Source organism: Starkeya sp. ORNL1 (assembly GCF_012971745.1).
Classification (GTDB): domain Bacteria; phylum Pseudomonadota; class Alphaproteobacteria; order Rhizobiales; family Xanthobacteraceae; genus Ancylobacter.
This window is the reverse complement of record NZ_CP048834.1, coordinates 2,391,768-2,404,007: the sequence shown is the minus strand read 5'-3', so window position 1 is coordinate 2,404,007 and position 12,240 is coordinate 2,391,768. Positions and strand designations below refer to the sequence as shown.

Below are 12,240 nucleotides of genomic sequence, written 5' to 3'. Positions count from 1 at the left end.
ACAGAGGGTCTCGCAGATGGTGAAGAACATTTGGAGTGCCGAGCAGATCAGGGCCGCCGCGGGATATGCCTCGATGGCTTCGCTCGACCGGCGGCAGGCGCTGGCCGGCGCGCTCGGCGCCGCCGCGGGCGCCTTCCTCGGCCCGCTAGTGCCGGGCAGCATCAGCCCGGCCCGGGCCGCGACCGGCGGCGATCTCAAGATCATGGCCTGGGAAGGCTTCACGCTCGATGCCGAGCTGAAGGCCTGGCGGGAGAAGAACAACGTCAAGGTCGACGCCGCCATCATCAGCACGCAGGACGACGTCCATTCGAAGTTCGTCGGCGGCAGCGCGGTGCGCCTTGACCTCGCCGAATATTCGCAGGGCTTCGAGAAGTTCTATGCGGACGAGTTGAAGATCATCAAGCCGATCGACATCGCCAAGGTGCCGAACTTCAATCCCGACCAGATCTATCCGCAATTCTACCAGGCGCCGACCTGGTACTGGGACAAGACCTATTTCGCCATTCCGTGGGTGTGGGGGCTGAACGCGCTTGTCTACAACCCGAAGATGACGAAGCCGATCACGAGCTACAAGGATCTCTTGGCGCCGGAGATGAAGGGCAAGCTGACCTTCTGCGACGACACCATCGCCACCTGGCCGATGATCGCCCGCATCGCCGGTTATGGGCCGAAATTCCCCAACCTCACCAAGGACGAGTTCAAGAAGTCGTTCGCGGCGCTCGGCCCCTATCGCGACCAGTGCCGGGTCTTCGCCTCCTCGAACGGCGACACCATCTCGCTGTTCGCCTCCGGCGAGATCGCGGCCTGCTTCTCGGTGTGGAGCGGCACCCCGGTCGAGACCGCCAAGCGCGGCGTCGAGACGGTCTACGCGGTGCCGGCGGAAGGCGCAGTGATGTGGTGCGACGCCTGGTTCACCCCGATCAGCGCGGAGAACCTCGACACCGCCTACGCCTTCATGAACGAGGCGGTGTCCGCCAAGCCTCAGGCCGAGGTCTGCAAGGCGGTGAATGGCGGCTCGGTCAACAAGCACGCCTCCGCCTTGATGGACAAGGCGACCCGCGACCTGTTCGACTATTCGAACTTGCCGGAAGTGTTCAAGAAGTCGCCGCTGCAGGGCCAGCCGCCGCGCACCTCCGACACCTACGCGACCTATGATGAGTGGACGCAGGCCTGGGCCGATTTCAAGGCGTCGTTCTGAGTTCCGCAGAAGAAGTGGAAGCGCGAAAGGTGGCGTTGAAAGAGATGGCTTTCAAGGATGTGGATCGGCGCCAGATCGCCGGCGGGGTGCTTGCCGCCCCGCCGCTCGCCTTCCTGTTCGTGTTCTTCGTGGTGCCGACTGGCCTGTTGTTCGTCTACAGCTTCTGGATCGCCAAATCCTTCGCGCTGATCCCCGCCTTCACCTTCGACAATTACTGGCGCGCGCTGTCGTCCTCCGGCTTCTATCTCATCACGCTGAGCGGAATGAAGAACGGCTTCTGGACGGCGACCCTCTCGGTCGTGCTGAGCTTCCCGGTCGCTTACTACATCGTCTATCGCGCCCGCGGGAACATGCTGTTCTACATCGTCATGGTGTCGTGGTTCTCGAGCTATCTGGTGCGCATCTATGCGTGGCGGGTCATCCTCGGCTCCAACGGGCTGATCAATACCACCTTGATGCAGCTCGGGGTGATCTCGCAGCCGATCGAACTGCTGCTGTTCAGCCCGTTCGCAACCATCCTCACCCTCGTCCACATCATGCTGCCCTTCACGCTGCTGCTGCTGGTCTCGGCGCTGCGCGACGTGAAGCCGGAATATCTCGAGGCCGCACGTGACCTCGGCGCCTCCTCGCGCGATGTATTCCGCAAGGTGATCATGCCGATGGCCTATAAGGGCGTGGTCGGCTCCTTCATGTTCACCTTCGTGCTGGCGGCCGGCGACTTCGTCACGCCGCAACTGCTCGGCGGGCGCGACGGCATCACCACCGGTCTCGTCATCTCGAACCAGTTCCGCAGCTCCGGAAACTGGCCGCTCGGCGCGGCGATGGCGTTCATCCTGCTGCTGACCTTCCTGTTCGTGTATTTCCTGTTCGTGCAGACCCTCAACATCTTCAAGATGGCGCCGGGGCGCAGGTTCCATGCGTAGCGCGCACGTTTACAGCCCTGTCAAGGCGGTACCGGCATGCTGAGATTCTATGTCGGGATCTATGTCTTCTTCCTCTACGCGCCGGTCGCGATCATCACGCTGTTCAGCTTCCACAGCTCGCCGGCGCTGACCTTCCCGTTCGAGGGCTTCAGCCTGCGCTGGTACGAGAAGATCTTCGCCGACCACACCTTCCTCACCGCGCTCGGCAACAGCCTGATCGTCGGCTGCGCCACGGCATTCATCACCACCGTGCTCGGCTCGCTCGCCGCCCTGGCACTGGCGCGGCTGAAGGGGCGGGTGAAGACCGGCTTCGGCCTGCTCAGCTTCGCGCCGATCGGCCTGCCCGGCCTGTTCCTCGGCATATCGCTGGTGATCCTGTTCGCGCAGATCGGGCTGCCGCGCTCGCTCATCACCGTGGTGATCGCGCATGTGCTGTTCACGCTGCCCTTCTTTATCGAGGCGATGCGCTCGCGGGTCGAATATTTCGACCTGTCGCTCGAGGAGGCCGCCCGCGATCTCGGCGCCGGCCCGCTGCAGACGTTCCGGCTGGTGACGCTGCCGATCATCGCGCCGACCATCGCCGGGGCGGCGATCCTGTCCTTCGCACTGTCGTTCGACGAGTTCATCATCACCGTCTTCGTCAGCGGCAATGAATCCACTCTGCCGCTGCTCATCTGGTCGATGATGCGCCGCGCCGTCAGCCCGGACATCAACGCGGTCTCGGTGCTCGCCCTCGCTCTGTCGATCGGGCTGATCCTGATCGGCGGGTTCTTCTTCTGGTATCAGCGCCGCCGTGCCCTGGCCGTGCGTGCCCTAGACACGGGAGCATGACAGCATGCCGAACATCATCGAATTGCAGGGCATCACCAAGTCGTTCGGCAGCTATGTCGCGCTCGACGGCATCAATCTCGATGTCGCGGATGGCGAGATACTGACGCTGCTCGGCCCGTCCGGCTGCGGCAAGACCACGCTGATGCGCATCGTCGCCGGCTTCGAGCGGCCGAGCCGGGGCGAAGTGGTGCTCAGTGGGCGCAGCATCACCGCGACGCCGCCGGAGAAGCGGCCGGTCAACATGGTGTTCCAGCGCTATGCGCTGTTCCCGCATCTCGACGTGTTCGACAACATCGCCTTCGGCCTGCGCCTGAAGGACTATCCGGAAGCCGAGATCAAGGATTCCGTCACCGACATGCTGAAGCTGGTGCAACTCGGCGATTTCGGCAGCCGCTGGATCCATGAACTGTCGGGCGGCCAGGCGCAGCGCGTGGCGCTCGCCCGCGCCCTCGTCAATCGCCCCGCGGTGCTGCTGCTGGACGAGCCGCTGGCCGCGCTCGACCTGAAGATCCGCCACCACATGCTGGGCGAATTGAAGCGCATCCACACCGAGACCAAGACCACCTTCATCTATGTCACGCACGACCAGGACGAGGCGATGATCCTGTCCGACCGCATCGTGCTGATGAACCGCGGCACCATCGAGCAGATCGGCACGCCGGAGGAGATGTACGCCGCGCCGAAGACGCTGTTCTGCGCCCGCTTCTTCGGCGACACCAACATCTTCGACGGCAAGGTCGCCGCCACCGAGGGCGGCGCCACCACCGTCGATATCGGCTGCGGCATCGCCGCCGCCGCGATGAACGGCGTTGCCCCCGGCGCGCCGGTGTCGCTGTCGATCCGCCCCGAGGCGATCACGCTGAGCAAGGTCGATGGCGGGACTTTGCCGGGCAACGTCAATTCGCTGCGCGGCACGCTGGAGAACGTCGTCTTCATCGGCAGCCGCGTGGTCTATGAGGTGCGCGGCGCCGGCGACCGCGCCATCAAGTGCCAGGAAACCCGGCCGGTCTCGGGCGTGCGCATCCAGCCCGGCGCCGAGGTCCAGCTCGACTGGAGCGAGGATGCCGTGGTGCTCCTCACCCACTGAACCGCTATTCACCGACGGAGGAAGTTGCGTGGTCGATTACATCGTGGTGGGCGGCGGCTCGGCCGGATGCGTGACGGCGTCCCGGCTGAGCGAGGATCCCGGCGTTTCCGTCGTGCTCATCGAGCAGGGTCCGAGGGACTGGAACCCGTACATCCATATGCCGGTGACGTACTACAAGACCGCCAAGGGCAATCTGCTCTCGCGCTACACGCTCGCCCCGGTCAAGCAGCAGGGCAACATCACGCCGACCATGGTGCAGGGCCGGGTGCTGGGCGGCGGCTCGTCGGTCAACGCCATGGTCTATATTCGCGGCTGCCCGCAGGACTATGACGGCTGGGTCGCGGCCGGCGCCGATGGCTGGTCCTATCGCGAGGTGCTGCCCTTCTTCAAGCGCGCCGAGGATAATGAGCGCTTCTCCAACGAGGCGCACGGCACCGGCGGCCCGCTCGGCGTCTCCGACCAGCGCTACACCCATCCGCTGACCAAGGCGTGGCTGAAGGCCTGCCAGGAGGCCGGCCTGCCGTTCAATCCGGATTTCAATTCCGGCAGCCAGGCCGGCTGCGGCCTCTATCAGCTCACCACCCGCGATGGGCGGCGCAGCAGTGCCGCGGTCGCCTATCTGCACCCGGCCGAGAAGCGCCGCAACCTCACCGTCAAGACCAGCCAGCAGGTGACGCGCATCGTCATCGAGAAGGGGCGCGCCGTCGGCGTCGAATATGTCGAGGGCGGCCGCAAGGTGGTGCTGCGCGCCGAGCGCGAGGTGATCCTGTGCTCCGGCGCCATCGGCTCGCCGCGCCTGCTGCTGCTTTCCGGCATCGGGCCGGCCGAGCATCTGCGCAGCGTCGGCGTGCCCGTCGCCCACGACCTCAAGGGCGTCGGCCGGAACCTGCAGGATCATATGGACATGTATATGATCTATCAGCTGAAAGGAGCCGACAGCTACGACAAGTACAAGAAGCTGCACTGGCAGCTCTGGGCCGGGCTTGAGTATGCGCTGTTCCGCACAGGCCCGGTGACGTCGAATGTCTGCGAGGGCGGGCTGTTCTGGTGGGGCCACAAGAGCGACCCGCTGCCGGACCTGCAATATCATTTCCTGCCCGGTGCCGGCGTCGAAGCCGGCGTCGGCGACGTGCCGGGCGGCAATGGCTGCACCCTCAATATCTGCCAGACCCGGCCGCGCTCGCGCGGCACCATCACGCTGCGCAGCGCCGATCCGGCCGACCAGCCGGTGATCGACCCGAACTATCTCGCCGAGCCCTATGACATGGACTGCCTGATCGAAGGGGTGAAGGTCGCGCAGGAGATCATGGCGAAGCCGGCGATAAAGGCCTTCATCGCCCGCGAGCATCTGCCGGGCCGGCCGCTGAGCACCAGGGCCGACTATGAGGCCTTCGTGCGCAAGGAAGCCCAGGGCGCCATCCATCCGTGCGGCGCCTGCCGGATGGGGACGGACGACATGGCGGTGGTCGATCCGCAATTGCGGGTCCACGGCATTGACGGGCTGCGCGTTGCCGACACCTCGATCATGCCGAACCTGATCTCCGGCAACACCAATGCCCCCGCCATCATGATCGGCGAGCGCGTCGCCGATTTCATCCGCGGCAACCGGGCGGCACAGGAGGCGGCGTAGTCGGCGGCGTCGGACCCTGCGGGCTCGACGCCGGCGGCTCAGAACTCCAGCCCGTGGCGGCGGATCTTGCGGTAGAGCGTCGCCCGGCTCATGCCGAGCAGGCGGGCGCAGGCCTCGACATTGCCGCCGGCACGCTCCATCGCCTCGGCGATGGCGCCGCGCTCGGCAGCAGCGACGGCGGCCTTCGCCGCGCCGCCGGTCTCGGCCGGCTCATCGAGCGCGTCGTCGACGGCCATCGCGCCCTCATGGCCCATCATCAGGTCGGCGGGGCGGATGACGCCGCCATTCGCGATCTGCACGGCACGGAACAGCACGTGCTTCAGTTCGCGCACATTGCCCGGCCAGCGATGCGAGCGCAGCACGCTCCGCGCCGCCGGATCGAGGCGGATGTCGCGCCCCTCCGCGGCATGCGCGAGCAGGCGGTCGATCAGCCCGTCGAGGTCAGTCCGCTCGCGCAGGCTCGGCACATGGATGACCGCGCCGGCGAGGCGATAATAGAGATCCTGGCGGAAGGTGCGCGCCGCGATGCGCTTCTCGAGGTCCTGGTTGGTCGCGGCGATCACCTGGATGTCGACGCGCCGCATCTTCCCGGCGCCGAGCGGCATCACCTCGCCGGTCTCCAGCACCCGCAGCAGGCGGGTCTGCAGCGCATAGGGCATGTCGCCGATCTCATCGAGGAACAGCACGCCGCCATCGGCCTCGGCGAGGCGGCCGGCATTGCCCTCCCGGCGCGCGCCGGTGAAGGCGCCGCTGCCATAGCCGAACAGCTCGCTGTCGATGAGCGTCTCCGGGACCGCAGCGCAGTTGAAGGCGACGAACGGCTTGCCGGCGCGCTCGCTCTCCAGATGGATGGCGCGCGCGAGCGTGTCCTTGCCGACGCCGGTCTCGCCCAGCAGAAGGATGGGCAGGCGCGAGCCGATGACGCGGCGGAGCAGCCGCGCATTGTTCAGCATGCGCGGATCGCTGCCGGCGCAGGCGTCGAGATCGGGGATGGCAGCGGCGGCCGCCGGTGCCGGCAGGCGGGGGCGCGCCGAATCGCGATCGTCCAGGCTATGGCCGGCCTTCGCCACGGGGCGCGCCGCGATGGCGCGGTCGAGCGGCGGGGTGAGCGAGGCGGTCACGCGCAGTCCCGCCCGGAGGCCGCGCAGCTCGAAGGAGGCGGGCGTGGTGCCATTCTCGACGAGGCGACGGTCGCGCTCGAAATAGCTCCAGACCGAACCGCCCGGCGTGCTCTCCGCCATGCCGAGCAAACCGCGCGCGGCGCGGTCGGCGCCGACGATCTGCTGGTCGACGTCGAGCGCGATCAGCGCGGCACGGCCGGCGCGCGGGGTCAGCCGGACGACGCTGTGGGCGCGGAATCGCTCGCGGAAGGCGCGCTCGTCCAGCCGCTCGGCGCTGCGCTGGGCAATGCCATAGACCAGCCGGTGTGTCTCCTCCTGCATCAGCGGATTGCAGACGGAGAGGTTGATCGCACCCATCAGTTCCGCCTCGGGCCCGAACACCGGCGTCGCGACGCAGCAATAGTTGGCGAAGTCCGCATAGAAATGATCGCCGAGATAGACCGCGGTCGAGCGCATCTCGGCAAGCGCGGTGCCAACGCCATTGGTGCCGACGATATTCTCGCTCCACACCGTACCGGGCCGGTCGGCCTCGCAATAATGGTCCTTGCTGTAGTCCGAGCGCTCCGCGAGGATCACGCCCTCGGGACTGGCGAAGCTCACCGAGAAGCCGATGACCCGCACCGCCGCGAACAGATGGTCGAGCTCGTCGCCGGCGATCCGCAGCCACTCCTCATAGGACTGCCGGTGCTCGTGCAGCTCGGTCGGGCCGAGCGCGGTCAGCGGCGCGCTCTTGGCGGGGTCGAGGCCGTGGCTGTGGATGCAGCGCGTCCAGGACGCCGCGAACGGCCGCCACTCATTGCCGTCGACCATCGCATAGGACGAGACGGGACGCGGATTTTCGACGGTCGAGAAGATGCGGGCGAGGTGTTCACGCTGCAGATTCATCCGGGACCCCATCCATGTCGGAAACGCGCATCTGTCTGGAGCGCTTGTCCAGTCTTCGGGCCGAAGGCGCCTTGCGGGCCTCGGAACGCGTGCCGGCCGGAACAATTGTCCGGCGTACTGTTCGCGGGATGCATTGCCCAAGATTAGTACAAGCTTAAACATTGTGCGGACACGGGGCGGCAGCGTCAAGGACGAATATTAGCCCGCTCCGAACGTGATGGCAGGCTTCTTGCGATGCAGCCGGCCCGCGCCGCGAGGCCCGTTTCAAATCGCCTGAAAGCCAAGCCTGCCTGAAAGACCTTTCATGCTTCTCGTTCCCGCTCTCCGGCGGCGCCTCGTCCATGCGCGGCTGGCGACCTCGGCCATGTTCCTCGCCTCCGGCATCGGCTTCGGCGGCTGGGCCGCGCTGATCCCGTCGATCCAGCACGGCCTTGGGCTCGGCGAGGGCCAGCTCGGCTCGGCGCTGCTCGCCTTCGCGGTCGGGGCGATGCTGGGCATGCCGGTGACCGGCTTCGCGCTGACCCGCTTCGCCGCACCCCTCGTCGCCACGGTGGGGGCGCTGGCCTTTTGCGTCACGCAATCCCTCGTCCCGCACGCATCCGATCTCGTCGGCCTGTGCGCCATTGCCACCGTGTCGGGTGCCTTCTACGGCTCGCTCGACGTCACCGTGAACGCCCATGCCAGCGTGGTCGAGCGCGCCTATGGCGCCACCATCATGTCCTCGCTGCACGCCCTGTTCAGCATTGGCGGCCTCGCCGCGGCCGGCCTCGTCGGCGGGTTGATGGCGCTCGGCGCCAACGCCGCGCTGTGCCAGCTGGCGATTTGCGGCCTGATCGCCGTCATCGTGCTGGCGTCGCGCCGGCACATGGCGCTTCCGGCCGTGCCGGCGGCCGAGAACGATGACGTTCCGACCAAGGGTTGGCCGAGCGCGCGCGTGTTCGGCATCGGCGCCCTGGTGCTGCTCGGCTTCATGGTCGAGGGTGGCATGGGCGACTGGTCCGGCGTCTATTTCGTCAGCGTGATCGGCACCGATCTCGGCATCGCGCCGATGGCCTTCGCCGCCTTCACCGTGGCCATGGGGCTCGGCCGGCTCACCGGGGACCTGGTGGTGAATCGGCTCGGCGCCGCCCGTACGCTGTGGCTGGGCGCCGCGATCGGCATGGCCGGCCTCTGCCTCGCGCTGGCGTGGCCACGCGTCGAGACCGGCCTCGTCGGCTTCGCGCTGGTCGGCATTGGAGCGGCGAACATCGTGCCCATACTGATCGCCGCGGCCGGGCGCGATCCCGGCGCGCCGCCCGGCGTCAATGTCTCGGCGGTGTCGACGCTCGGCTATACCGGGCTCCTGCTCGGCCCGCCCTTGATCGGCTTTTCCGCCGCGAGCTTCGGCCTGCGCACCAGCCTGCTGCTGTTCGCCGCCGCCTTCGCCGTCATCGCCGTGTTTTCCTGGCTTGCACGTCCGCGGGTGGCGCCCGGCAAAAGTCGCTGAGAAGTCGAGACCCGCTTCATTTCCGATAATCGCTTCTCAATGGCGCGATTATCGTGTCTCATTCTTGAGACGACATTCGAGTTGTTATTGAGAGCCGCAATTAATTCTATGAAGTTCGGCAATATTGGTTGACTTCATCACTGCGCTTGCTGAAATCTCCGCACGATAAATGTACCGAGCGACCGGCAATGCCGGGCTTCAGCCGAGTGGCAATTGATGGAATTCGACTACATCGTGATTGGTGCGGGGTCCGCCGGCAGCGCGGTCGCCGGACGACTGGCAGAAAGCGGTGCGCATCGCGTGCTGGTGCTGGAGGCGGGCGGCTCGGACCGCCGCCTGCCGATCCTGATGCCGGCCGCAACCTACCTGACGGCGATCGCCAATCCGAAATTCGACTGGCGCTTAAAGGCGCAGGCCGACCCCACCCGGGGTGGGCGCATGGACTACATGCCGCGCGGCAAGGTGCTCGGCGGCAGCTCGTCGATCAACGGCATGCTCTATGTGCGCGGCCAGCCGGAGGATTTCGACGACTGGGCGGCAATGGGCTGCAAGGGCTGGGATTTCGCCAGCGTGCTGCCCTACTTCAAGCGTGCCGAAGACAATGAGAACGGCGCGAGCGCCTATCACGGCGCCGACGGCCCGCTGTCGGTGGAGAATCTGCGGACCTCGCATCCGCTGTCCGAGGCCTTCCTGCGCGCCGGCGTCGAGGTCGGCCTGCCGGCGACGGACGATCTGAACCGGCCGCCGCAGGGCGGCATCGGCTATGTGCAGGCGACACAGCGCAAGGGCTGGCGCTGCAATTCGGCGCGGGCCTATCTCTGGAACAAGCGGCGCCAGTCGAACATCGATATCGTCACCGGCGCGCATGTGCGCCGCGTGCTGTTCGCGGGCAAGCGGGCCTCAGGCGTCGAATATGAGCGGCGCGGCAAGGTGGTGCGCGCCGCGGCGGCGAAGGCCGTGATCCTGTCAGCCGGCGCTTTCGGCTCGCCGCAGATCCTCATGCTATCCGGCGTCGGGCCGCAGGCGCATCTGCGTGACAAGGGCATCGGCGTCGTCCACGACCTGCCGGGCGTCGGCGAGAATTTCCACGATCATCCCGGCACCGCCCATATCGTCTGGGTCGACCAGCCGACCTACAATGTGCAGAAGACGCCGATCAACTATCTGCTGTATGGCGCCATGTGGCTGTTCGCCGGGCGCGGGCCGGGCACCACGCCCGACACCCATGTGCTCGGCTTCACCCGCTCCAACCCCGACATGCCGCGCTGCGACGTGCAGTACCATTTCACGCCGGCCGGCTACGACCTCACCGAGGACGGGCCGATCCTGTTCGACCGGCCGGCGGTCACCGCGCTGAACAATGTCCATCGCCCCTGGTCGCGCGGCACGGTCAGGCTGGCGACCAGCGATCCGAAGGCCCAGCCCGCCATCCAGCCGAACCTGTTCGCCGATGAGCGGGACATCCGGACCCTGATGATCGGAGGGCGATTGCTGCGGCGCCTGTTCGAGGCACCGGTGATGGCGCGCCACGTCGTCGGCGAGTTCAAGCCCGGCAAGGAAGTGCAGAGCGACGACGAGTGGACCGACTATATCCGCTCGACCGCCATGGGCATCTATCACCCCGCCGGCACCTGCAAGATGGGGCACGATCCGATGGCGGTGGTCGACGACACTCTGAAGGTCCGCGGCATGGAGAATCTGTTCGTGGCGGACGCCTCGATCATGCCGGTCATCGTCAGCGGCAACCTCAATGCGAACTGCATCATGATCGGCGAGCGCTGCGCGGATTTCGTCAAGGCGGCAGCCTGAGCCGGTAGCTCGGGCCTTAGCGGTAGCGCCCAAGCCCAAGATCCGCCGTCTCGATTTCGGGCCTGGCGCCGCTGAGCAAATCCGCCAGGACGCGGCCGGAGCCGCAGGCCATGGTCCAGCCGAGCGTGCCGTGGCCGGAATTGAGATAGAGATTCCTGTAACGCGTGGCGCCGATCACCGGCGTGCCATCCGGCGTCATCGGCCTGAGGCCGGTCCAGAAGCTGGCGCGCTTCTGGTCGCCGGCACCGCCGAACAGGTCTTCCACGGAATATTCGAGCGTCGCCCGGCGCGCCGGCGGCAGGTCGAGCGCGAAGCCGGCGATCTCGGCCATGCCGCCGACGCGGATACGGTCGCCGAGGCGGGTGATCGCGACCTTGTAGGTCTCGTCCATCACGGTGGAGACCGGCGCGCGCGCCGCGTCGATGATGGGGACGGTGATCGAATAGCCCTTCACCGGATAGACCGGCAGCGTGAGGCCGAGTGGGCGCAGCAGCGCCGGCGTGTAGCTGCCGAGCGCCGCGACGAAGATATCGGCCTCGACATCGCCCGACGCGGTCTCGACCGCGACGACGCGCCCGCCTTCCAGCTTCAGCCGGCGGATGTCGACGCCGAACCGGAAGGTGACGCCCATCGCCTCGCACAGCCGGTGCACTTCATTGGTGAACTTGAAGCAGTCGCCGGTCTCGTCGTGCGGCAGGCGCAGGCCACCGACGATCTTTTCGCGCACCGGGGCCAATCCCGGCTCCGCCGCGACGCATCCGGCGGGGTCGAGCACTTCGAACGGCACGCCGTCCGCCCTGAGCACCGCGACATCCTTGCCGATGCCGTCGAGCTGCTTCTGCGTGCGGAACAGCTGTAGCGTTCCCTGCGCCCGCTCGTCATAGGCGATGCCCGTTTCGCTGCGCAGCGCGATCAGGCAGTCGCGGCTGTATTCGGCGAGGCGCACCATCCGTCCCTTGTTCACCGCATAGCGGGCGGCGGTGCAGTTGCGCAGCATGCCCGCCATCCAGCGCCAGGTGGCGGCATCCAGCATCGGCCGGATGACCAGCGGCGCATGCTTCATGAACAGCCATTTGATCGCCTTCTGCGGAATGCCGGGCGCGGCCCAGGGCGAGGCATAGCCGGGGGACACCTCGCCGGCATTGGCGAAGCTGGTCTCCAGCGCGGGACCGGTCTGGCGATCCAGCACGGTCACCTGGTGCCCCGCCTTGGCGAGGTAATAGGCGGAGGTCACGCCGATGACGCCCGCGCCGAGAATGACGATCTTCAT

At 67.0% G+C, this 12,240-nt stretch carries 9 protein-coding genes; 7 read left to right on the top strand and 2 right to left on the bottom strand.

The features are described 5' to 3' along the window. Positions 1-16: 16 nt before the first annotated feature. From G3545_RS11585 to G3545_RS11565, 5 genes are read left to right on the top strand one after another with little or no spacing between them, the layout of a single operon-like run. Positions 17-1,198, top strand: a complete 1,182-nt coding sequence (locus tag G3545_RS11585; RefSeq protein ID WP_206151419.1) for an extracellular solute-binding protein — start codon at positions 17-19, stop codon at positions 1,196-1,198. Positions 1,199-1,242: 44 nt separating this feature from the next. Beyond that, positions 1,243-2,121, top strand: coding sequence for an ABC transporter permease (locus tag G3545_RS11580; RefSeq protein ID WP_170012698.1), 879 nt, complete (start codon positions 1,243-1,245; stop codon positions 2,119-2,121). 36 nt (positions 2,122-2,157) lie between these two features. Continuing rightward, complete coding sequence (locus G3545_RS11575; protein WP_170012696.1) at positions 2,158-2,952, top strand: ABC transporter permease; 795 nt, start codon at positions 2,158-2,160, stop codon at positions 2,950-2,952. Positions 2,953-2,956: 4 nt separating this feature from the next. After that, positions 2,957-4,039 carry an ABC transporter ATP-binding protein gene (locus G3545_RS11570; RefSeq protein ID WP_170012694.1) on the top strand — a complete coding sequence of 361 codons (1,083 nt, stop codon included), beginning with the start codon at positions 2,957-2,959 and terminating at the stop codon, positions 4,037-4,039. Between the two features lie 28 nt (positions 4,040-4,067). Then, complete coding sequence (locus tag G3545_RS11565; protein WP_170012692.1) at positions 4,068-5,669, top strand: GMC family oxidoreductase N-terminal domain-containing protein; 1,602 nt, start codon at positions 4,068-4,070, stop codon at positions 5,667-5,669. Between the two features lie 38 nt (positions 5,670-5,707). Here the strand turns inward: G3545_RS11565 and G3545_RS11560 are convergent, their stop codons facing one another. Further along, positions 5,708-7,675: a sigma-54-dependent Fis family transcriptional regulator gene (locus G3545_RS11560; RefSeq protein WP_170012690.1), complete on the bottom strand. Its 1,968-nt coding sequence runs from the start codon at positions 7,673-7,675 to the stop codon at positions 5,708-5,710. A 304-nt stretch (positions 7,676-7,979) separates the two neighbouring features. On the opposite strand from G3545_RS11560, the gene G3545_RS11555 reads away from it, so the two are divergent. Next, the gene (locus G3545_RS11555; protein ID WP_170012688.1) at positions 7,980-9,161 is read left to right on the top strand and encodes an MFS transporter; all 1,182 of its coding nucleotides are present in this window, start codon (positions 7,980-7,982) and stop codon (positions 9,159-9,161) included. Between the two features lie 216 nt (positions 9,162-9,377). Next, the gene (locus G3545_RS11550) at positions 9,378-10,970 is read left to right on the top strand and encodes a GMC family oxidoreductase N-terminal domain-containing protein (protein ID WP_246702786.1); all 1,593 of its coding nucleotides are present in this window, start codon (positions 9,378-9,380) and stop codon (positions 10,968-10,970) included. 16 nt (positions 10,971-10,986) lie between these two features. On the opposite strand, the gene G3545_RS11545 is transcribed toward G3545_RS11550, so the two are convergent. Continuing rightward, entirely contained in the window at positions 10,987-12,240 is a 1,254-nt protein-coding gene (locus tag G3545_RS11545; protein ID WP_170012684.1) for a D-amino acid dehydrogenase, read from the bottom strand.